Origin of the sequence: Pseudoalteromonas sp. BZB3 (genome assembly GCF_040104455.1) — a bacterium.
In the GTDB taxonomy this organism is placed as follows: Bacteria; Pseudomonadota; Gammaproteobacteria; order Enterobacterales; family Alteromonadaceae; genus Pseudoalteromonas.
This window is the reverse complement of sequence record NZ_JBECOS010000009.1, coordinates 439801-461504: the sequence shown is the minus strand read 5'-3', so window position 1 is coordinate 461504 and position 21704 is coordinate 439801. Positions and strand designations below refer to the sequence as shown.

At 40.0% G+C, this 21704-nt stretch carries 26 protein-coding genes; 20 read left to right on the top strand and 6 right to left on the bottom strand.

The window, feature by feature from the left end; translation table 11 throughout:
* Positions 1-77: 77 nt before the first annotated feature.
* Positions 78-248: a hypothetical protein gene (locus tag ABMY35_RS10275; RefSeq protein WP_349286118.1), complete on the top strand. Its 171-nt coding sequence runs from the start codon at positions 78-80 to the stop codon at positions 246-248.
* 53 nt (positions 249-301) lie between these two features.
* On the opposite strand, the gene ABMY35_RS10270 is transcribed toward ABMY35_RS10275, so the two are convergent.
* A complete protein-coding gene (locus tag ABMY35_RS10270; RefSeq protein ID WP_349286117.1) occupies positions 302-1489 on the bottom strand; it encodes an ectonucleotide pyrophosphatase/phosphodiesterase in 1188 nt (395 codons plus the stop codon).
* Between the two features lie 156 nt (positions 1490-1645).
* Here ABMY35_RS10270 and ABMY35_RS10265 point away from each other — a divergent pair, with 156 nt between their 5' ends.
* The gene (locus ABMY35_RS10265) at positions 1646-2473 is read left to right on the top strand and encodes a DUF417 family protein (RefSeq protein WP_349286116.1); all 828 of its coding nucleotides are present in this window, start codon (positions 1646-1648) and stop codon (positions 2471-2473) included.
* Positions 2474-2512: 39 nt separating this feature from the next.
* Here ABMY35_RS10265 and ABMY35_RS10260 read toward each other — a convergent pair whose 3' ends face one another.
* A complete protein-coding gene (locus tag ABMY35_RS10260) occupies positions 2513-3178 on the bottom strand; it encodes a LiaF domain-containing protein (protein WP_138483025.1) in 666 nt (221 codons plus the stop codon).
* 355 nt (positions 3179-3533) lie between these two features.
* On the opposite strand from ABMY35_RS10260, the gene xthA reads away from it, so the two are divergent.
* Genes xthA through rlmA form a run of 3 tightly spaced genes read left to right on the top strand, consistent with a single transcriptional unit; the run spans position 3534 to position 5784 of the window.
* Positions 3534-4343 (top strand): exodeoxyribonuclease III, encoded by an 810-nt coding sequence (gene xthA, locus ABMY35_RS10255; protein WP_058029606.1) that lies wholly within the window; start codon positions 3534-3536, stop codon positions 4341-4343.
* 14 nt (positions 4344-4357) lie between these two features.
* On the top strand, positions 4358-4987 hold the full coding sequence (locus ABMY35_RS10250) for an energy-coupling factor ABC transporter permease (RefSeq protein WP_349286115.1): 630 nt from the start codon (positions 4358-4360) through the stop codon (positions 4985-4987).
* Complete coding sequence (gene rlmA, locus ABMY35_RS10245) at positions 4984-5784, top strand: 23S rRNA (guanine(745)-N(1))-methyltransferase (protein ID WP_349286114.1); 801 nt, start codon at positions 4984-4986, stop codon at positions 5782-5784. The genes ABMY35_RS10250 and rlmA overlap by 4 nt, the downstream gene beginning before the upstream one ends.
* Before the next feature lie 72 nt (positions 5785-5856).
* Here the strand turns inward: rlmA and yfbV are convergent, their stop codons facing one another.
* Positions 5857-6309: a terminus macrodomain insulation protein YfbV gene (yfbV, locus tag ABMY35_RS10240; protein ID WP_058029604.1), complete on the bottom strand. Its 453-nt coding sequence runs from the start codon at positions 6307-6309 to the stop codon at positions 5857-5859.
* 154 nt (positions 6310-6463) lie between these two features.
* Here yfbV and ABMY35_RS10235 point away from each other — a divergent pair, with 154 nt between their 5' ends.
* The 7 genes from ABMY35_RS10235 (at position 6464) to ABMY35_RS10205 (ending at position 12997) form a co-directional block, all read left to right on the top strand.
* Positions 6464-7663, top strand: a complete 1200-nt coding sequence (locus ABMY35_RS10235) for an acetate kinase (RefSeq protein ID WP_349286113.1) — start codon at positions 6464-6466, stop codon at positions 7661-7663.
* Positions 7663-9819, top strand: a complete 2157-nt coding sequence (pta, locus tag ABMY35_RS10230; protein WP_349286132.1) for a phosphate acetyltransferase — start codon at positions 7663-7665, stop codon at positions 9817-9819. Before ABMY35_RS10235 ends, pta begins: the two co-directional genes overlap by 1 nt.
* A gap of 100 nt (positions 9820-9919) precedes the next feature.
* Positions 9920-10300, top strand: a complete 381-nt coding sequence (locus tag ABMY35_RS10225; protein WP_349286112.1) for an ACT domain-containing protein — start codon at positions 9920-9922, stop codon at positions 10298-10300.
* On the top strand, positions 10300-10809 hold the full coding sequence (locus ABMY35_RS10220; protein ID WP_349286111.1) for a PTS glucose transporter subunit IIA: 510 nt from the start codon (positions 10300-10302) through the stop codon (positions 10807-10809). Before ABMY35_RS10225 ends, ABMY35_RS10220 begins: the two co-directional genes overlap by 1 nt.
* Positions 10810-10818: 9 nt before the next feature.
* Positions 10819-11163 carry an ArsC family reductase gene (locus ABMY35_RS10215; protein ID WP_349286110.1) on the top strand — a complete coding sequence of 115 codons (345 nt, stop codon included), beginning with the start codon at positions 10819-10821 and terminating at the stop codon, positions 11161-11163.
* Positions 11163-12317 (top strand): succinyl-diaminopimelate desuccinylase, encoded by a 1155-nt coding sequence (dapE, locus tag ABMY35_RS10210; protein WP_349286109.1) that lies wholly within the window; start codon positions 11163-11165, stop codon positions 12315-12317. Before ABMY35_RS10215 ends, dapE begins: the two co-directional genes overlap by 1 nt.
* Positions 12317-12997 (top strand): M15 family metallopeptidase, encoded by a 681-nt coding sequence (locus ABMY35_RS10205; protein WP_349286108.1) that lies wholly within the window; start codon positions 12317-12319, stop codon positions 12995-12997. Before dapE ends, ABMY35_RS10205 begins: the two co-directional genes overlap by 1 nt.
* 14 nt (positions 12998-13011) lie before the next feature.
* Here ABMY35_RS10205 and ABMY35_RS10200 read toward each other — a convergent pair whose 3' ends face one another.
* The 3 genes from ABMY35_RS10200 to ABMY35_RS10190 all read right to left on the bottom strand — a co-directional run bounded on the left by ABMY35_RS10200 (position 13012) and on the right by ABMY35_RS10190 (position 14333).
* The gene (locus ABMY35_RS10200) at positions 13012-13314 is read right to left on the bottom strand and encodes a hypothetical protein (protein WP_349286107.1); all 303 of its coding nucleotides are present in this window, start codon (positions 13312-13314) and stop codon (positions 13012-13014) included.
* A 68-nt stretch (positions 13315-13382) separates the two neighbouring features.
* Positions 13383-13859 (bottom strand): GreA/GreB family elongation factor, encoded by a 477-nt coding sequence (locus tag ABMY35_RS10195; RefSeq protein ID WP_349286106.1) that lies wholly within the window; start codon positions 13857-13859, stop codon positions 13383-13385.
* A 21-nt stretch (positions 13860-13880) separates the two neighbouring features.
* Positions 13881-14333, bottom strand: a complete 453-nt coding sequence (locus ABMY35_RS10190) for a hypothetical protein (protein ID WP_349286105.1) — start codon at positions 14331-14333, stop codon at positions 13881-13883.
* 306 nt (positions 14334-14639) lie between these two features.
* Here ABMY35_RS10190 and ccoN point away from each other — a divergent pair, with 306 nt between their 5' ends.
* The 8 genes from ccoN (at position 14640) to ABMY35_RS10150 (ending at position 21693) form a co-directional block, all read left to right on the top strand.
* Positions 14640-16073, top strand: coding sequence for a cytochrome-c oxidase, cbb3-type subunit I (gene ccoN, locus ABMY35_RS10185; RefSeq protein WP_349286104.1), 1434 nt, complete (start codon positions 14640-14642; stop codon positions 16071-16073).
* A 14-nt stretch (positions 16074-16087) separates the two neighbouring features.
* The gene (gene ccoO, locus ABMY35_RS10180; RefSeq protein ID WP_130254460.1) at positions 16088-16708 is read left to right on the top strand and encodes a cytochrome-c oxidase, cbb3-type subunit II; all 621 of its coding nucleotides are present in this window, start codon (positions 16088-16090) and stop codon (positions 16706-16708) included.
* Positions 16709-16714: 6 nt separating this feature from the next.
* Positions 16715-16900 (top strand): cbb3-type cytochrome c oxidase subunit 3, encoded by a 186-nt coding sequence (locus ABMY35_RS10175; RefSeq protein ID WP_058029591.1) that lies wholly within the window; start codon positions 16715-16717, stop codon positions 16898-16900.
* Complete coding sequence (gene ccoP, locus ABMY35_RS10170; protein WP_349286103.1) at positions 16897-17862, top strand: cytochrome-c oxidase, cbb3-type subunit III; 966 nt, start codon at positions 16897-16899, stop codon at positions 17860-17862. Before ABMY35_RS10175 ends, ccoP begins: the two co-directional genes overlap by 4 nt.
* 115 nt (positions 17863-17977) lie before the next feature.
* Complete coding sequence (locus ABMY35_RS10165; RefSeq protein WP_349286102.1) at positions 17978-18481, top strand: FixH family protein; 504 nt, start codon at positions 17978-17980, stop codon at positions 18479-18481.
* Between the two features lie 5 nt (positions 18482-18486).
* Positions 18487-20862, top strand: a complete 2376-nt coding sequence (locus ABMY35_RS10160; RefSeq protein ID WP_349286101.1) for a heavy metal translocating P-type ATPase — start codon at positions 18487-18489, stop codon at positions 20860-20862.
* A complete protein-coding gene (gene ccoS / locus ABMY35_RS10155) occupies positions 20859-21035 on the top strand; it encodes a cbb3-type cytochrome oxidase assembly protein CcoS (protein WP_130254465.1) in 177 nt (58 codons plus the stop codon). Before ABMY35_RS10160 ends, ccoS begins: the two co-directional genes overlap by 4 nt.
* Complete coding sequence (locus ABMY35_RS10150; RefSeq protein ID WP_349286100.1) at positions 21022-21693, top strand: sulfite exporter TauE/SafE family protein; 672 nt, start codon at positions 21022-21024, stop codon at positions 21691-21693. Before ccoS ends, ABMY35_RS10150 begins: the two co-directional genes overlap by 14 nt.
* Positions 21694-21704 lie beyond the last annotated feature (11 nt).

The following is a 21704-nucleotide window of genomic DNA, read 5'->3' as shown; positions in this document are numbered from 1 at the left end:
ACTTCGACACACACATTTCCACTCTTCATTGCTAAAATTAAAACATATCAAAAGTAGCTTAGGCTCAGGGAATTGTTATGTTTGCATCAGCGTATAAAAAGATTTTTAGTTTAGTTTTATGTTTTGGCTCAACCTCGGCGTTAGCAGAGCCTGTCTCTCATTTAAATAAATTAGATAAAAGTCACACACAATCGACAAGCTTCAAACAAAACAGTGATGATAAAAAGTTTCCAACCAAAAAAGAGTAACCTTATGGTTACTCTTTTTATTTAAAACGTTTAGTTTCCGAATTTTATTTTAATTATTCTTTTAGCGCTTTTAGAAGTGTTTCACCATCTGAATCTACATTTCTTATCAGCTCTAAGCCCAGTATTTTAGCTACTGTTGGGTATATTTCTAAATTACTCATTTCTTTAATTTTATGGCCCTTTTTGAAAGCAGGCCCAGTTGCAACAAACATAGCAGCCATATCATCTGTATTTGCAAATCCGTGAGTACCTTTATAATCTAATTTACCATCAAGACTAAAAACACTCGGAGCTTTGGTTTCTAAGATAATATCTGGGATCCTTGGGGTGCCATGGTAATGACGCTGCTTTAAGATCGTCTCATCTAGCACTGCATATCGATTGTTAGAGATAAGGCGCAGCTGTTGCTTTGCTGTATTAATGTTTTCAATTGAAGCGTCATTCGCATAAATAAGTACTCTTGGTCCTGTGTTTTTCACCGTCCAAGACTTTGGAATATTCAAGCTGCTAATCGTGATTGTTTTGTCTTCTTCTAATGAAGACATACCATGATCTGCCACCAGCACTAAATTCACATCATGGGGCAATTTCTTTAAGCGCTCATTAAACTGCCCGATTAGCTTATCCATTGTTTGCACGGCATCATAGACTTCTTTGCTATCAGGTCCAAAGGCATGGCCCATACTATCGACTAATGAAAAATACCCTGCAACAAAACTTGGTCTTTGTTCCTTTGGTAACTTTAGCCACTCAACCATTTGGTCAATACGTGTTTGGTAGTCACTATGCTTTGAGTAATGGTAGTAATAGTCAGGGGTCATACCATTAAAGCGCGCATCGGATTCTGGCCAGAAATAGGCAGCTGATTTGAGCCCTTGCATTTTTGCCAGATTCCATAAAGGTATGCCATTAAGCCAAGTACTATCTCCCTGCCCTTTGCCCATTTTATAACAATCACCTCTTTGTTTATCACAGAACTTATTGTCAATAATACCGTGATTGACCGGTAATAAGCCTGTAATTATGGATATATGGTTTGGAAAGGTTTTACTTGGATAAACAGGCCACATTTTAGTAGCTCGAACACCGCTATCAGCGATGCGTTTAATATTTTTAGCGTTATGCTTTTCAATATAATCCCACCGAAAACCATCAAGTGAGATAAGAACAACAGTTTGTGGCTTAGCGATACTGGGTATAGCTATCAGCAATAAGACACAATAAATAAGTGTTTTAATCATTTAAAATTCCCGTGTTTAAGTGCGATGCTATTCTGATAGCTTTAAATTGCAAAATAAACAATTCACGATAAACGGAAACTCTAAAATTAAGACAAGTTGAAATAAACTTTCGCTTTCTCGGTCTTATTGCGTATTCCCAATTAAAAAGGTTGTTAAATGAAAAAGTTTTATTGCAATACCAACGTAGCGTTCTTGTTAGTTGGATTATCAAGTATATTGATGAGCACGAGTATGTTGCTACTTGGCAGTCATAGACATATCGAAAAAACAGTCAATTTTTTTGGCTTCAACTCAATCCTAAGTTATGAAATTGCTAATATATTGGCTGCTTTATGCTTTTCTTTACTTGCTGTATTTTCGGTACTTTCTATGTACTTTGAAAAAGCAAAACCGACTTTAGCATCTTTACTCATTATTGTGTCTGTAGTGCCTTTACTAAGCCTTTTTTCAACGGGTATGTGGATTGAAAGCATGGGCGGGTTTCCAGTCATCGGAGCAGGCCAAGGCGTCATTAAGTATTTTGCGTTACTTTCAATTGGCATCTGTCTACTTAACCCAAACCTTTCTAATCATGTAATGCAGTGGATAGCGATATTCCCAGTTTTGGTGGTACTCGTTTGGATCGGGGGTATGAAGTTTACCTTGATAGAAGCACAAGGGATAGAAGACTTACTGCAAACTTCACCATTTATGTCTTGGATGTATAGTGTTTGGGATTTACAAACTGCCTCGAATTTAATTGGCGTTTATGATTTGTTAGCTGTCGCACTGTTGATTGCAGCCATATACAACAGAAAAGCACTTTGGATTAGCGTGTTAATGTCACTTGCAGTTTTTGTCATGACACAAACATTTTTAGCTACAACCCCAGGCGCAGTTACGTCATCAACTATTTTGTCTACGACAGGTCACTTTTTAATAAAAGACTTGTGGTTTATCGCGAATTTGATTTTCTTCTTAAAATTTACTGATCAAAAAGCATAATAAAAAGGGCACGTTTAAACGTGCCCTCTCATATCCTGTTTATTTATATTTACCATAACTCCCATCATCAAATAATGATTTAAGTTCATTGGCAAAACTCACAAACTTTTCTTTAATCGTGCGCTTAATTTCAACGTCAACTGAACCTAACCACAGTTTGCCTTTAATCTTTATAGTCGGTGCTTGTTTTGGCGCAATAGATGGCGCTTTATTTTCTACATTACCTAGAATGCAAAACGCCTCGCAGATCACATTTACACCTTCGGGGATCAAAATTTTCTCTGAACCCAGTATGCAATTTACATTTACAGTGACTTCTTGGTGCTCAAATACAGCATCGGAAAAGTCTAAGGTTGTAGAACCCAATACATTTAATAAATTAATTTCTTTAGGTACCGCCCATTTACCTGTTCGAGAGCTGTTTCCTAAAACAGTTTTAATATCTAGCTTGTCGCCTGCAGATTTTTGTCCGTAATTAATATTCAAGCTAGCATCTTTTTGTGCCGTATACTTCTCGTCTGCTTGCATAGTAAGATCTGCTGTTAAGGCGACGATTTCAGCATGAACCTGTGTACTCATTGCTTTGTCTAAACGTCTTTCAAATGCCTCTGCGGAAATAACACCATGGCTATAGTTGTAAATTAGGTTGTCTATTACTTCTTCTCTGACTTGTTCAATTGGTCTATCTTCTAATACGACGCTCATGATATTTCCCTACTATATAATACCAATCTGCAATAACACTTAATTAAGCTGATTGGTATAAGTGAATGAAAGGTTCAACTTAAGCATTCAATAAGCTGTACCATTAAAATTGCATTTATTAAATTCAAAGCAATAACCGAACCAGAAATAAAGTCATTATAATTCAATGCACTAGTTCGGGCTGCACTTCTAGTTAGGTTGCTTTCTCACCAAAACTTGAGTGTATTGACCAATAAATAACATATCTCCCAAACCGAAAAAAGTGATAGATAATTAAATTGCTATCTCGGGCTTTCGCAACTCCCTTTCAATGTTAAAATGGTACGTAAATTACATAGAACTATAAGCGCAAATTATGAAAGTAATCTCATTTAACATTAATGGCCTTCGTGCTCGTCTTCATCAATTACAAGCATTAATCGACAAACATCAACCTGACGTAATTGGTTTACAGGAAATCAAAGTTCACGATGAAGCGTTTCCGGTTGAAGATGTAGAAGCTATGGGCTACCACGTTTATTTCCATGGTCAAAAGGCACATTATGGTGTCGCACTGATGTCGAAAAAACCAGCTAAATCAATCAAAAAAGGGTTTTCGACTGATACAGAAGAATCCCAAAAACGTATGATTTCAGGTGTATTCGAGAATGACAAAGGTGAAGATGTGATCATTCATAATGGCTACTTCCCTCAAGGTGATAACATAAATCATGAAACCAAATTCCCATACAAGCGTCAGTTCTATAAAGACTTAATGACACACTTAAATGAAAATCACACGCCTGAAGAAAATGTCATTGTGATGGGTGATATCAATATCTCACCGATAGATTTAGATATCGGCATTGGTGAGCCTAATAAAAAACGTTGGCTGAAAACTGGCAAATGTTCATTCCAACCAGAAGAACGCGAATGGCTTGCGACGTTAATGGATTGGGGATTTAAAGACACTTTCCGCGAATTAACACCAGAAAAGACAGAACGTTACTCATGGTTCGACTATCGCTCAAAAGGTTTTGATGATAACCGAGGCCTTCGCATTGACGTAGTATTAGCTACTGAATCATTGATGGCCAAATGTGTAGAAAGCGAAATCGATTACGAATTGAGAGGCATCGAAAAGCCTTCTGATCATGCGCCAATTTGGGCCGAGTTTAAATTTTAATTAGAACTCACTCTATGTTATTGATCCCGCTTGTTACCTTAATCATATTCGCGTTTACTATTGATAAACGCGAGTATTTAACGCTTTGGCATAGGCCTATCCGACAAACTGGTGTACTTGCTTGTTCAGTTGTACTGGCTCTGCTTTGGCAAATTAAAGCGGGGATATTGCCCTATCTAAATATTCATATATTGGGAATAACCGCAATTACTTTGGTGCTTGGCTGGCGGTTAGCAAGTTTAAGTGCTCTACTTACCAGTCTCTTATTACTTGCTTTTGGCACCATTCAATCTTCTGAATTTGCCGACTTTTATCTTTTTACTGCGCTACTTCCCATATTGGTCAGTTACGGCCTATTTGTGCTGTGTTACAGCAAATTACCAAGACATTTTTTTGTATATATCTTTGTCTGTGCATTTTTATGCGCAGGCTGTATTGGCGCATTCAAAATATTGTCGTCAGGTATGTATTATTGGCTAATTGATACGTACACATTCCAACAGTTATTAGATAACTATTTATTTTATGCAACCTTGATTTGGTTTCCCGAAGCCATGTTAAATGGTATGGCAATCACTTTACTTATTACTTATAAACCCCACTGGGTTAAAACCTTTTATGATAAGGAATACTTAGATAAATGACGCTAATTTATCACTGTCCGCTTTGTCAGGCTCCGTTAAATAAAACTGGCAATAGCATATCTTGCGAAAACAGACACCAATTTGATTTCGCCAAAGAAGGCTATGTCAACTTACTGCCTGTTCAGAATAAAAAATCAAAACAACCCGGTGATAATTTAGATATGGTTCAAGCGCGTCGTGCCTTTTTTGCAACTGACCATTATCACTTTTTGAGACAAGAGATTGCCAATCTAATTTCACTATCTTCTCCTCAAACATTGCTCGATTTAGGCTGTGGTGAAGGATTTTATACGCACTTATTTGCCAATGAACTGCCCGAATGTGATGTATATGGGCTCGATATTTCAAAATCAGCCGTTAAATATGCAGCTAAGCGATATAAAGAGGCCAATTTTAGTGTTGCCTCAGCTAAACAAGCACCATTTGCAGATGAAAGTATGGACTGTGTTGTCACTGTGTTCGCCCCCGTTTTTGAACAAGAACTACAAAGGCTGGTGAGGAGCACAGGTAAAGTAATTTTAGTGAACCCGGGCCCTAAACATTTATTTGAGCTTAAGTCGTTAATTTACCCTGAAGTGAATTTACATACACATCCAGATACCCCTGCTGGGTTTAAATTAGTTAAACACCATGAACTTGAAAAACGAATAGAGATTAAAACAGAAATCATTGAGCATTTAATACAAATGACACCATTTGCTTGGAAGTTTAAAGAAAGTCACTATGACGCATTAAAGGAAAAGCAGAGCCATACAATCACCCTATCGTTTTATTTAAGCGAATATCACAAGGTCTAAATAAAGCTCTTTTGTACAAACCACTTTAATTAAATGATTACTTTGAGGATGGGTACAACTGAAAAGAGCAGTTTAAAACTGCTCTTTTGTAAATGCTTTATCCATTTTCTCAAACATGTCTTTTAACAGTTTTGCCAAAGTTCGATAAGTGGGTCTGCGCGACTGTAATTGCATGGGCGCATCATAGCCATTGGCTACCATCTTATTAAACAATTCTTGATACCAAGTATTTAAAGATGGATTAAGCGGAGTATCAGCACGTTTACCTAGCCAAAGTAAACCTTGAGCAGGCAAAGATATAAAGAAAAGTGCAATGGCTAAAGATTGAGGTACATACTGATTTCCCAACCAATTGGTTTGCAATACTAATGTAATCACAGCAAGTAAAGGCATAACACTGATCGCAAGTTCAGTGGCTTTTATGACTCTAAATTCTGCAAACATAGGCGCAAGCTCTTTGCGCATAGGCCATTCTTTGGCGTACTGTCGTCCAAGTTGCATTTGAGAAATGAGACTTTTTTGCATTAGGACTCCTAGAAGCTAACTATTCGGTCAAAATTGGGGTAAAATAAACAGTTATCATTGTCTATTATACCTTTGTATTACTGCGTAGCTTAAACCGCGACTTCGCCTTAAGCTTAATACGCATTTACTGTTATTGTCAAAATTGGAAATGCATATGCCCTCATCTCATGTACTGGTTTTAAATTGCGGAAGCTCTAGTTTAAAGTTTGCCATCATCGACACTGTGTCAGGTGATGAGCTTCTTTCAGGTCTTGCTGAACGTTTAGGCGAGCTAGATCCGCAAATCAAGTACAAGTTTAATGGTGACAAGCAACTTATCGCGCTATCACCAAACGATGCTCATCAAACTGCAATTGCAAAGTTAGTTGAACTAGTAAAGCAATTACAATTAGATTCAAGCCTAATTGCTGTTGGACACCGTGTTGTTCATGGTGGCGAGCACTTCACAAAATCTGCATTAATCACACCTGATGTGATAGAAGCAATCACAAAAACTTCTTCACTTGCGCCATTGCATAACCCAGCTAACTTGCTTGGTATCGAAGCGGCGCAATCTGCGTTTTCTCATTTACCGCAAATTGCTGTGTTTGATACCGCATTCCATCAAAGCATGTCGCCAGAAGCTTTCTTATATGCGCTGCCTTATACGCTTTACAAACAACATGGGATCAGACGATATGGTTTCCATGGTACCAGTCATGCTTTTGTATCGGCAGAAGCAATCAAGACCTTAAACCTTAACGAAACAAACTCCAAGGTTATCAGTGCGCATTTAGGCAATGGTTGCTCTGTTACTGCTATTAAAAGTGGTAAATCGGTAGATACCAGTATGGGTATGACACCACTTGAGGGATTAGTCATGGGCACGCGCAGTGGCGATATTGACCCTGGCATTTTCAACTACCTGACTGAACAACTGAATTACTCCGCAAAGCAAATAGATACGCTCTTGAACAAAGAAAGTGGCTTACTAGGCATTAGTGAACTTTCTAATGATTGTAGAACCATTGAAGAATCTGCGGCTGACGGGCATCAGCAAGCAGCACTTGCATTAGATATATTCTGCTATCGTTTAGCAAAACAAATTGCAGCGTTTGTAGTGCCATTAGGTGGGTTAGACGCACTGATTTTCACGGGTGGCATTGGTGAAAACTCAGATGTAATTCGCGCTAAGGTCGTTGCACATTTATCCTTCTTAGGTTTAGAAATCGACAATGATAAGAACCTTGCGGCACGCTTTGGTTCTGAAGGTGTGATCACAAAGCAAACAGCGCCATGTGCCATTGTGGTGCCTACCAATGAAGAATGGATGATTGCCAACGATGCAGCAAACATTGCACAGGAGCAAAAATGATGAGCCGTAGGATCATGTTAATCCCCATCTCTACTGGGGTTGGTTTAACATCTGTCTCTGTTGGTCTTGTACGTGCGCTTGAGCAAAAAGCGGTAAAAGTAAACTTTTTCAAACCCATTGCTCAACCTCGTAAAGATGATATAGGGCCTGAGAAATCGACGGTTATCGTGCAACAAGGTTCCACCATTCAGCCTCCAATGCCGTTTGAACTCAGTTATGCTGAACAAATGATTGGTGATGGTAAAGGCAATGATCTGCTAGAAGAAATCGTTGAGCGTTTCGAAAGTGCCATCAGTGATGATGAAGTTGCGATTATCGAAGGTATGGTGCCAACTCGCCTTCAGCCTTATGCTGGTCGTGTTAACCGTGAAATCGCACAAACACTTGGTGCAGACATCGTATTTGTATTAACACCAGGAAATGATACCAACGAACAATTAGAAGATAGATTAGAAATAGCATCTGGTAACTACGGCGGCATAGATCACAGTCGTGTACTGGGTTGTATTTTCAACAAAGTAAATGCTCCGCTTGATGAAGAAGGCCGCGCGCGTGCTGATTTAGTTGACCAGCATGAACCTGAAGAACTTGAGAATGAAATGAACCGTTTGGCGTCATTACCTATTTTCAGGAAACACCCGTTTATGTTGCTTGGCGCAATTCCTTGGGACTTCGATCTAGTCGCGCCACGTGTAGCAGACTTAAGTGATTACCTAAAAGCCGAAGTGATCAATGCCGGTGACATGGCTCATAGACGTTTACGCCGTGTCACCTTTTGTGCCCGAACGGTATCAAATATCTTGAATCACTTTACCCCGGGTGCGTTACTGGTTACACCGGGAGACCGCTCTGATGTGTTAGTGGCAGCGTGTTTGTCAGCTATGAATGGTACCAAATTAGGTGCGATTTTATTGACGGGTGGTTTTAAACCTGAACCACGCATCATGACTTTATGTGAACAGGCAATGGAAACGGGTCTGCCGATTCTAGCCACTGACGCTGATACTTGGCGTACATCTTTGTTACTTCACAACTTTAATATGGAAGTACCAAGTGATGACGAACAGCGTATTGAAAAAGTAAAAGAGCATAATGCTGCGAACATCGACTCAGATTGGTTAGATACTTTAGCCAAAGACGTTGCGAAAACACGCAAGCTTTCTCCTCCTGCATTTAGATTCTTGTTGACCGATTTAGCTCGTCAAGCAAAGAAAACCATTGTGCTTCCTGAGGGCAATGAACCTCGCACTATCAAAGCTGCTGCAATTTGTGGTGAACGTGGCATTGCCAAAACTGTACTATTGGGTGAAAGAGAAGAAATCGAACGTATTGCGCTTCAACAAGGTGTAGAGCTCAACGAAAATGTTATTATTAAAGATCCGAATGAGATCCAAGATAATTACGTTGCACCTATGGTTGAACTGCGTAAGAACAAGGGTCTTACTCCTGTGGTTGCTAAAGAGCAACTGCAAGACAACGTTGTTTTAGGCACTATGATGCTCGCTGAAGACGAAGTCGATGGCCTTGTATCTGGTGCGGTGAATACCACAGCGAATACTATTCGCCCTCCTCTTCAGCTCATTAAAACTGCGCCAGGTTCATCTTTAGTGAGTTCTGTGTTCTTTATGTTACTACCTGATCAAGTATTGGTTTATGGCGACTGTGCAATTAACCCAGACCCTACTGCTGAGCAACTTGCCGATATCGCCATTCAGTCAGCTGACTCTGCTTCGGCATTTGGTATTGAGCCACGAGTGGCCATGATCAGCTATTCTACAGGTGAGTCTGGCCATGGTGCTGATGTAGATAAAGTGCGTGAAGCCACCAAAATTGCTCAGGAAAAACGTCCAGATCTTGAAATTGATGGCCCACTACAGTACGACGCAGCGATTATGGAAAACGTAGCACGTAAAAAAGCTCCAAACAGCAAAGTTGCAGGTAAAGCAACGGTGTTTGTATTCCCAGACTTAAATACTGGTAATACGACTTATAAGGCAGTACAAAGAAGTGCTGAACTGGTAAGTATTGGTCCGATGCTGCAAGGTATGCGCAAACCTGTGAACGACCTAAGCCGCGGTGCACTGGTAGAAGACATCGTTTATACCATTGCGCTTACGGCTATTCAGTCTAAGCAATTAGCAGATCAAACAAACTAGCTCTGTTTGAACAATTGTAAAACTTAGCTAAGTGTTGAGGGTTTAACTTTTTAACACTTAGCTATACTATAGACATATAGCCCAATAAACATAAGCGACTATGTCAAAGCAAACATTACAATTGTTAAAACAGGACTTTTCAATACATAGCCTTGACGTTGACCAAACAATTCCTAACCAAGTGTTAGCGTGTGATATTTTCTTTATTTCTAAAACACTTGAAGAACTCTCTATTGTTTGCACTTCAGATATTGAAGTTGATAGTTTTGCCACTGAAGCACATTGGAGAGCATTAGAAGTGATAGGTCCACTTGGTTTTTCTTTAACAGGGATCATGGCCAATATATCTGGTGTATTAGCGAATGCTAAAATCTCCATTTTTGCCATTTCCACTTATGACACAGACTATGTTTTAGTCAAAGAGCAACAAATTCAAGACGCAATTAATGCGCTGAAAAAAGACGGATACACGGTTCTTTAATGCAGTTTTCTCAATCAATTCCTTTTGCGCCTATCAATGAAATTGTTGACCCAGTTTTACATCTCGCCAGTCCGTTCTGTGGCAAAGTACAGTCTTTGAAACAGCACCCGCTTTCCCTATTTTCTTCTGGCATTATTGGAAGAGGCGTGACTGTAGAGTTGACCCAAGGAAAAGTTACCGCGCCATTTGACGGTAAAATTGAACAAGTTAAACGCCATGGCTATGAGATTATATTGGTTGCAAAAAATGGCTTGAAGTTACTTATTCATATTCAGCCACCTTCAGAACAAGCCAATACAAGTTTGCAAATAACCAGTGCCTTTGGCAAAAAAGAAGTCAAGCAAGGTGAATTACTTGCTTACTTCGAAACCACGCACCTAGAAAAACCACTGCTCGGCAGTTTACTTATTGTTAACGCAGATAAATTAGGTCCTTGCTTTTACCCGTTGAAGCAAGTGCGTGCTGGGCTAGACCCACTCATTACAATTACTCAAAACCAGAATATTTAAGAGGCTCTTATGATCACTATGTATGGCATTCCGAACTGTGACACCATTAAAAAAGCAAAAAAATACCTTAGTGACAACAATATTGAATTTACTTTTCATGACTACCGCAAAGACGGCGTTTCAGAAGAGTTAATTACTGAATTTTGCAAAAACTTAGGTTGGGAGCAAGTATTAAACAAACGCGGAACAACCTACCGTGCTTTATCAGATGATGAAAAGAGCAACCTATCTGAGGCATCTGCAATTACTCATTTAGTTACGGCTCCAGCGATGATCAAACGCCCTATTCTTGAGGTGAATGGTAAACTACACCTTGGTTTTAAAGCAGCCCAGTATGATGAGATTTTCGCTTAATGGGTAGTCACAATAACACACCTCAACATTCTGAGGTTGTCTCACTAGCCCAAGCATTGATCCAAAAAAAATCAGTGACCCCTGAAGATGCTAACTGTCAAGCATTAATGAACGAGCGCTTAGCTAAACTTGGGTTTAACATTGAAGAGCATTTTTTTGTCGATACATTAAATACTTGGGCAAGGAAAGGTACAGATAGCCCACATTTTTGCTTTGCAGGTCATACTGATGTTGTGCCTACAGGCGATGAGAATGAATGGCAACATCCTCCTTTTGACGGTGTCATTGAAAATGGCATATTACATGGCCGTGGTGCCGCTGACATGAAAGGGTCGCTGGCGGCTATGGTGGTTGCAACTGAGCGGTTTGTAGAAAAACACCCTGATCATAAAGGCTCTATTTCGTTTCTAATTACATCGGATGAAGAAGGTCCATTCATTAATGGCACCACAAAGGTAGTCGATCTACTTGAAGCCAGAAATGAAAAAATCGACATGTGTTTGGTCGGTGAGCCTTCTTCTCGTGACCGACTGGGTGATGTAGTAAAAAATGGCCGTCGAGGTTCTTTAACAGGACATTTAACTGTAAAGGGCAAACAGGGCCACGTTGCATATCCTCACTTAGCGCATAACCCTATTCATGCGGTGTCCCCTGCTTTGGCAGAGCTGAGTCAAACTGAATGGGATAAGGGCAATGCGTTTTTCCCGGCAACCAGTTTTCAAATATCAAACATTCAAGGCGGCACTGGCGCATCTAACGTCATCCCTGGCAGTGTGTATGTGCAGTTCAATTTTCGTTTTTCAACAGAATCAACGGTTGAACAGCTACAACAACGTGCAATCGCAATTCTAGATAAGTTCGGCTTAGAGTACGACTTAAACTGGATTGTAAATGGCCTACCATTTTTAACTGAACCTGGTGAATTGCTTGATGTGACTTTGGCTGCCATCGAAGAAGTAACCGGTTTGCCGAGTACACCAGAAACAACTGGCGGCACATCCGATGGTCGTTTTATTGCGCAAACGGGCTGTAAAGTTATAGAGCTTGGGCCAATTAATGCGACCATACATCAAGTTAATGAACATGTTAGCTGTGATGATTTAGATAAACTGGCTTTAGTTTACGAGAAGATACTCGAGAAGTTACTTAGCTAATGACTTTATCTGATATGGCCGCTTGCGCTTGCGGCCTTTCTGAAGCGCATTTGACCGAATACAAAGGCAAACAACTTCATCAAGAGATCGTCGATGATTTTCGAGCTTTAGAATTAGCCGCTAAGAATGCAGGATTTGATTTAGAAATTGCATCTGCCTATCGAAGTTTTGAACGCCAATCTCTTATCTGGAATAACAAGTTTTCAGGTAAGCGCCCTATTTTAAATGCGAATAACGAACCTGTTGACATTGCTAACCTCTCAGAAATCGAGATTATACAAGCTATTATGCTTTACTCGGCAATGCCTGGAGCAAGCAGGCATCACTTCGGTACTGACCTAGATGTGTTCGCACCTAACCTATTAAAGCTTGGTCAAACATTGCAGCTTGAACCGTGGGAGTATCAATTTGACGGGCCATTTTATACACTTAATACCTGGTTAGACGAGAACCTTTCTAAGTTTGGCTTTTATCGTCCCTATGAAGAGTTTAGAGGTGGGGTAGCTGAAGAACCTTGGCATATAAGCCACATAGCATGTAGTAAAGGTTTGTTTGAATATCAGAATATTGAGAATATAAAGCAAGCGCTAAAAGCATCAAATGTACTTGGCCACAATATACTTATTGAAAATATGCCCAGTCTATATGAGCGTTTCGTGAGTAATGTTTGCGAGTTATAAACCTAACTCGCATTTCACTCAATTAATGTAAGTAAGTGCTTAAAAAACTCTTCTTTTCCAAAGATTTTAAACCCTGTTTCACTTAACACTAAGCGCATCTGAACCCGACTCTTCGACTTCATATAGCTAAACCTAACTTCGTTTTGAGCATAAACATGGCAGTGTATCTTAAGCGGGCTCTCTCCCATGACCTCTATATACGTATCTCGCTGTAAGTCATTTAACTTAGAGCAAATTGGCACCAAACCATGAGAGTTTAGTAATTCGCATAAAAAGTCTAATTGCTCGTTTGCTTTTGGGGTTATTTCCGATGACATAGTTAATAAGCTTAAGATTACATTGGTTAATATTAAACCACAGATTTAAATAAGTGTTTTGATATTAATTAAAGAATTCTGGTAATTTCGAATTCCTGTGTTATTCCATGCATAGTCCAGTCAAATTCATCATGCACTTTTTTATGCATGAGCACCTTACCAAGTGGCGATACCGGTGTGATTGTCCAAACGACCGTGCCTTTAATATCTAGTTTCAAACCACCTTCTGTTGGCCCAATAAAGTACCAATACAAGTCACCCGCTTCATTCTCACAACTTACTAAGCTACCAATGACAATTGATTCCGAAGGAAACAACTCATAAATCTCATTAAAAGCTTTAATTGCTTTGTGCGCGTCGTCTACACGCTCACTTTGGCCCTGTGCTAGATAGGCTGATTCAATACTCAGAGAATCATATTGCGTTTCTGCTGCACTTTGTTCGTGCGTCGCATCTTCTCTCGCAGAATTTGCCGCTTGTACTGCCTCTTGAAGTTTTGCTTCAAGTGCAAACTTTAAGTGTTCGATGAAATGCTGTTTGTTCATATTATTATACTGCCTAAATGCTCAAATCATTGGTAATGTTAGGCTAATTTGCTTTACAACGTCATCAATCGAATAATCAATAACGATTTGCCAGAGCATATCGTCAGTGTCACATGCGCCAACAATACCTTGTGCTATGTATGTATCTTCATTTAATTGTGAAAAGAATAGTGGGATATAGCCCATATTCATTGACTTACCGTCAATTTTGGCACTTTTAATCTCAAAGGGCCCATCCTGTTCTACTTGAAGACGAATTAAAAACTCAGATTCTGCTTGTAACTTTAAATTATCATCGACCCAAAGCATGACCCCATCCGCTAAATGACAGGTTGAAACGTCGACGCAGTTTTCAGGAGGAAGATAACTTTCACTTTTTTCTGAACTTTCATGTATAATTATATCTGAGTCTGAACAAGCGATTGCTAACAGGCTCAAAACCAATATAAAGAAGTGATGAAAAGTCTTTGTCATACTAGTTTTAGGTTGGATTTTAAAAGGCAAGTCTAAGCTTTTCTAAAATTGAACGCTACTAGAAGCCGTCATTATTTGCGATAACTGCAAAAAATTGATTGATGTCATGATTTCACTTCTTTTAGGTATCTTTTTTTTTGCAAAAAAATTACTATTACCAGGCAAAAAAAAGGGGTTCTCAAGCTTGTTTTTTAAGCGTTTTTATCAAATTTCAAACGTTTTTATGACGAGTTTGTGAAATAAATAATAGGGCCTGCTTGCAGGTAATTCATTTCTAATCGCAAAAATTGCAGCGGAATCCAGAAAATGAGCCAATCAGTAGCATCACAATCTGAGTACAACTACACAGTTGTACGCCAATTCGCTATCATGACAGTGATTTGGGGCATTGTTGGTATGGGTGTAGGTGTGCTTATTGCAGCACAGCTTGCTTGGCCAGCATTGAACTTTGACACTCCATGGTTAACGTACTCTCGACTTCGTCCGTTACATACGAACGCTGTTATCTTCGCATTTGGTACTAGTGCGCTATTTGCAACATCTTATTATGTTGTACAACGTACCTGTCAAACGCGTCTTTTCTCTGACAAACTAGCCGCTTTCACCTTCTGGGGTTGGCAAGCTATCATCTTAGCTGCAGCAATTACTCTTCCTCTTGGTTATACAAGTGGTAAAGAATACGCTGAGCTTGAGTGGCCAATCGATATCGCTATCGCGGTAGTTTGGGTAAGCTATGCAGTCGTATTCTTCGGTACTCTTATTAAGCGTAAAGTATCACACATCTACGTAGCTAACTGGTTCTATGCTGGTTTCATCATTACTGTTGCTGTTCTTCACATCGTTAACAGCATGGCAGTTCCTGTGTCTCTAGGTAAATCTTATTCAATTTACGCAGGTGCAGTAGATGCAATGGTTCAGTGGTGGTATGGTCACAACGCAGTAGGTTTCCTACTTACAGCTGGTTTCTTAGGTATGATGTACTACTTCGTACCAAAACAAGCAGGTCGTCCTGTTTACTCTTACCGTTTATCAGTAGTTCACTTCTGGGCACTTGTTTCTCTTTATATTTGGGCTGGTCCTCACCACCTACATTACACAGCATTACCTGACTGGACTCAGTCTTTAGGTATGGTTATGTCTGTAATCCTATTCGTTCCATCTTGGGGTGGTATGATCAACGGTATCATGACGCTATCTGGCGCATGGCACAAACTACGCACTGATCCTGTTCTTCGTTTCTTAGTTGTTTCACTGTCATTCTACGGTATGTCAACGTTCGAAGGCCCAATGATGGCTATCAAGTCTGTTAATGCATTATCACACTACACAGACTGGACAGTTGGTCACGTACACTCAGGTGCACTTGGTTGGGTTGCTATGATTTCTATCGGTGCAATCTATCATCTAATCCCTGCACTATTTGGTCACGGTAACATGTACAGCGTTAAGCTAGTTAACACGCATTTCTGGTTACACACTGTGGGTGTAGTTCTTTACATCGTAGCAATGTGGATCTCAGGTGTAATGCAAGGCCTAATGTGGCGTGCAGTTAACTCTGACGGTACATTAATGTACAGCTTCGTACAATCTCTTGAAGCATCTAAGCCTTTCTACATCATGCGCTTCATGGGTGGTGTATTCATCGTAGCGGGTATGTTAGTTATGGCATATAACGTTTACCGTACAGTTGCAGCGAAGAGCGGTTCTTTAACTGCTGACGCTAATACTCAAATGGCTTAAGTGGGGTGTAATGTATGAGCAATAATAACTCTACCAACAAACATGAGATTGTCGAAAAGAACGTTGGTCTTATGGCTATCCTAACCGTTTTCGCAATCAGCTTTGGTGCACTTGTAGAAATTACACCACTGATGTTCCAAGACGATACGACTAAACCTGTTGATGGCCTTCGCCCTCTTACAGCTTTAGAAATGGAAGGTCGTGATATTTATGTGCGTGAAGGTTGTTACAACTGTCACTCACAAATGATCCGTCCATTCCGTGACGAAGTTGAGCGTTATGGACATTACTCTGTAGCTGGTGAATCTGTTTGGGATCACCCGTTCCAATGGGGTTCGAAGCGTACAGGTCCTGACCTTGCTCGCGTTGGTGAGCGTTACTCTGATGACTGGCATTATGCACACTTAATGGACCCGCGTTCGGTGGTTCCAGAGTCAAACATGCCTGGCTATCCTTGGTTAGATGAAAATGTACTAGATGGTAAAGACACAGCTAAGAAGCTTGAAGTGTTCAAAGGTTTTGGCGTGCCATACACCGATGAAGACATTGCAGGCGCATCAGAAGCAGTTAAAGGCAAAACAGAAATGCAAGCCCTTATTGCTTACTTGCAGCAACTTGGCACTCACTTGAAGTAATTTATTATGGATTACGGCACATACAGAGGCATTTTGACTCTGGTAATTTTGGTACTATTTGTTGTGATTGTTGTGTGGGCATATAGTAAGCGCACAAAAAATCGTTTCGACGACGCTGCTAATGCTATCTTTGAAGATGAAAAAAAGCACAACAACACAATCTCTAATGAGGAAAAGGAGTCTGAAAAATGACTAGCTTTTGGAGTATTTGGGTCATCGTATTGACCTTAGCGTGTCTAGCTCTAATCTTCGGCTTACTTCTATGGAACCTGAAAAACTACGCAGGTGTTAAAGAAGGTGAAAGCTGTGGCCATGAGTTCGACGGTATTGAAGAATTAAACAATCCACTGCCAAAGTGGTGGACTTACTTATTTTTCGCAACTTTTATTTGGGCAGTTTACTACCTAGCAATGTACCCTGGTCTTGGTAACTTCCAAGGTTTCCTAAAATGGACAAGTTCTAACCAAGGCGTAACTTCAATGGAAGAGTCTAAAAAGGCGATTGAAGAAGCTAAAGCCAATGGTGAATGGGTTCAGTTAGACCAAGAGTATGTTGCAGCTGATGAGCGTTTTGGTCCTATCTTCCAAGCGTTTGCAAAGCAAGACATCGAAACACTTGCAACGAACGAAGAAGCACTTGAGATTGGTCAACGTTTATATGCGCAAAACTGTTCTCAGTGTCACGGCTCTGATGCACGTGGTGGTATGGGCTTCCCTAACCTAACTGACAACGATTGGCTATACGGCGGCAACCCTGATCAAATCAAAGCAACACTTCTTCACGGTCGTGTAGCTGCGATGCCTGGTTGGGAAAGTGCACTTGGTGAGCAAGGCATTAAAGAAATGACAGCTTACGTATTAAGTCTTTCGGGTCGTAAAGTAAATGCAAAAGACGCTCAAGCAGGTCAAACTAAGTTTGCAATGTGTGCAGCGTGTCACGGTATGGACGGTAAAGGTTCTGTTGCTAACAACAATCCTTTCGGTGCGCCTAACCTAACTGACAATATCTGGCTATATGGTGGTTCTCAACGTGCAGTTGAAGAAACATTAATCAATGGCCGTGCTGGTGTAATGCCTGCTTGGAAAGATATTCTTGGTGAAGACAAAGTTCACTTACTTACAGCATATGTATATAGCTTATCTCAGAATAAATAAGCGAATCGCTAAGATTATTTGAGATCAAAAAAGCCTCCATTTGGAGGCTTTTTTTTAGGTTTTTATAGGCAAATAAGATACTATATCAGCACTGTTTTTTAGCTATGAGTACACTATGAAACCTACCCCTTGGTATAAGCATTTTTGGCCTTGGTTTTTAATGTTCTTCCCTGTTGCAACCATCGTTGCATGTATTGGTCTAGTTGTATTTGCGGTTGGTAATGGCCCAGATATGGTGGTAGATGATTATTATAAAAAAGGTAAAGCAATTGACCTTGAATTAAGTAAATTCAACAAAGCAAAAGCCTTATATCTTCATGGTGATTTAAGCGTCGAAAGTGATTTCGTCAAATTTAAATTTACCAAAGGTGATTTTAGTAAAGTTACTGCTCTCAAAGCATCTTTTTATCACCGTACAATTAAAAAACATGATTTCGAAGTTAACCTCCTTGCCAATGCAAACGGTAGTTTCACCGCTATTCTTGAAGATATCCAATTAGGCGCTTACACCATATTTATTGAGCCTATGGACGGCAGTTGGAAAATGAAAGAAGATCTACTTATTCCAACGACAGAAACCATTGAAGTATCACCTGAATACAATAAATCACTGAAGTAATTTCTATGTCTAATTCTTGTTTTCATTGCTTAGAACCAATTCCTGCTGGTTTCGATGACCATATAGAGTTTGAGGGAAAAAATGAAGCAGTGTGTTGTATTGGCTGTAAAGCTGTCGCTGAAACCATCATTAGTCAGGGCATGACCGACTATTATAAGTTCAGAACTGATAGTGCAGGCAAGGTTGAAACCTTAGTCCCTGAACAGCTCAATTTTATAAAAAGCTATGATAATCAAGAAATTCAAGATGATTTTGTCACACATCAAGGTGACTTATCTGAGGTACTATTAAGTGTTGAAGGGATCAGCTGTGCAGCGTGTGCATGGTTGATAGAAAAGCAACTTTTAGCACTGCCAGGTGTTGCCCGTGTTGACGTGAATACATCGACTTACCGAGCAATGATTTTATGGAACAAAGAGAAAATATTGCTCAGTGAAATCATCAAAGCATTAATGGAAATAGGTTATAAAGCTTACCCTTTCCAAGCTGATGATGAAGCCGCACAAAAACAAGCCACTGCAAAAGCGTACATTAGAAGGTTAGGTGTTGCTGGCCTTATGACAATGCAAGTCATGATGTTCGCTTTTGCTATGTACTTTGGCATGTTTTCAGGCATGGAAGAAGACTTCGAACAATATTTCAGGTGGATCAGTCTTGTTCTGGCTACCCCTGTGATCCTCTACTCAGCTCTCCCCTTCTTAACCAATGCAGTCAATGGCCTAAAAGCTAAACAGTTAAACATGGATCTGCCTGTCTCACTGGCAATATTTGGTGCTTATGGTGCCAGTGCTTACGCAACTGTCATGGAAGTGGGTGAAGTTTACTTCGAATCTATTTGTATGTTTACCTTTTTGCTCTTACTGGGCAAATACCTTGAGTTTAGAGCCAGACTTAAAGCTTCTGAGTTCACTGCAAACCTGCAAAAACTATTACCTTTAACAGCCAGAAAACTGTTGGACGATGGCACTGAAGACGTTGTCGCTGCTCGTAATCTAAAATTAAATGACAGAGTACTCATTAAGGTCGGTGAGACCATTGCTGCAGATGGTATTGTCATTGATGGCAGCAGTACAGTTGATGAGTCTATGATGACCGGTGAGCACCTACCTGTTAAAAAACAAGTAAACAACCAAGTATTTGCGGGTACAGTCAATCACGATGGTCTAATGACAATCGAAATCAATAAAATTGGCCAAAATACGCTGCTGAACCAAATCATCCGCCTGCAGCATAATGCATTAAGCAAAAGACCAAAGTTGGTTGAAGTAACAGACAAAGTAGCCCAATGGTTTGTTGCGTGTTTACTAGTATTTGCTTCAATGACCGCGATTGGCTGGTATCAGATTGATCCTGAACAAGCTTTTTGGGTGACAATCGCCGTGCTTGTCGCCACCTGTCCTTGCGCACTCAGTTTGGCTATTCCTACCGCATTAACTTGTGCTGTTGCCACGTTGACCAAAAAAGGCATATTAATCAAAGAAGCTCATGTGCTCGAAACACTAACAAAATTAACTCGTGTTGCATTTGATAAAACAGGCACTTTAACCGAAGGTAAGTTTTCAATCGCAAAAACAGAGCTGTTTTCATCTGAATTCACAGAAGAAAAAGTACTCGCCCTAAGTGCTAGCTTAGAAAAATACTCTGAGCACCCTATTGCCGCAGCCTTTTTAGAGCATGCTTCTGAATATCACGAGCTTAACGACGTGACTGTTCACCCTGGTATTGGGATCAGTGCCAAACTTGGTACAAACGAGCTTTCACTCGGAAAAACTGGTTGGTTTGGAGTAAGAGACAGCCAAGCTCAAGCTACGTTGTTTATAAATCAACAACCAATTGCTGATTTTTATCTCACTGATAAAGTCAGAAGTAATGCTTCAAGTGTTATCAAGCACCTAAAAGGCTCTGGTTTAACTTGTCATATGTTAACAGGCGATAGCTCGAACGCTGGTGAGACCTTATCAAAACAACTTAATTTAGATAGTTTTCAATCAAACTGCTCACCAGGAGAGAAACAAAAAGCCGTTGAGTCTTGGTCAAAAAACAATGAAGTCGTGGCCATGATCGGCGATGGAGTTAATGACAGTCCGGTGTTTAATAGTGCGCATTTATCAGTTGCTATGGAAACAGGCGCTGACATATCAAAAAATACCGCTGATGTCGTGTTACTGAAAAGTGATTTAAACTCAATAAACACATTGAGAGAAGTCGCAATTACCACTCGTCGTATAGTAAAGCAAAACCTCGCTATTTCACTGTGTTATAACGGTTCAATCTTACCGCTGGCTGCATTTGGGTTAATTCCACCTTGGATTGCTGTAATAGGCATGACAACAAGTTCGATTGTGGTCATCTGTAACTCTCTAAGGTTATTAAAACTATGAGTATCATATATATCTTAATCCCAATTGCGATTCTGTTTGTGATCATCGCAATTGGCATTTTCTTCTGGGCTGTGAGAAGCGAACAGTTTTCAGATCTGAATAAGCAAGGCCACAGTATTTTATTCGAAGACGACAAAGACAAGCATACTAAAAGCAGTAATGAACGAGATTAGTTTATTCAGTGCATTTATTATGGGCCTAGTTGGTAGCGGCCACTGCATTGTCATGTGTGGTGGAGTTGCTTCTAGTCTGCAGCTTGCAAGTAAAAACCTGTCATCTATCAAGGTTAGTCTAGCGTATAATTTAGGCCGTGTTTCGAGTTACTGTATTGCAGGTATGTTGGTCGCGACTTTAGGCGCGAGTTTTGCCAAGCAAAATACCCACTTTGCCCTGGGCGTAAAAATTTTTAGTGGGATATTTATGATCTTACTTGCGCTTTACGTTATGCGCCTAGCTAACACACTCAAATTTGTCGAAAGCATGGGTAAAACCCTACTCTGGCAACACATCGTCAAATTCAATAAGTTTTTCTTGCCAGTTGATAATTTAAAAAAGGCATTTGGTTATGGCATGTTATGGGGGTGGCTACCCTGTGGTTTGGTGTATTCAGCTTTAATTTGGACTTTACAAGCAAATTCAGCATTACATGGCGCAAGTATTATGATGGCATTCGCCTTGGGTACTTTACCAGCTATGCTAACCATTGGGCAATCAGCCCAACATCTTAGCCGCTTTTTAAATCACAATCTGGTAAGATTAGCGCTAGGCAGTATTTTTGTATGGTATGGATTCTATCTACTAATCATTGCAACTGATAAATTAGTACATTAATCTATGTTATG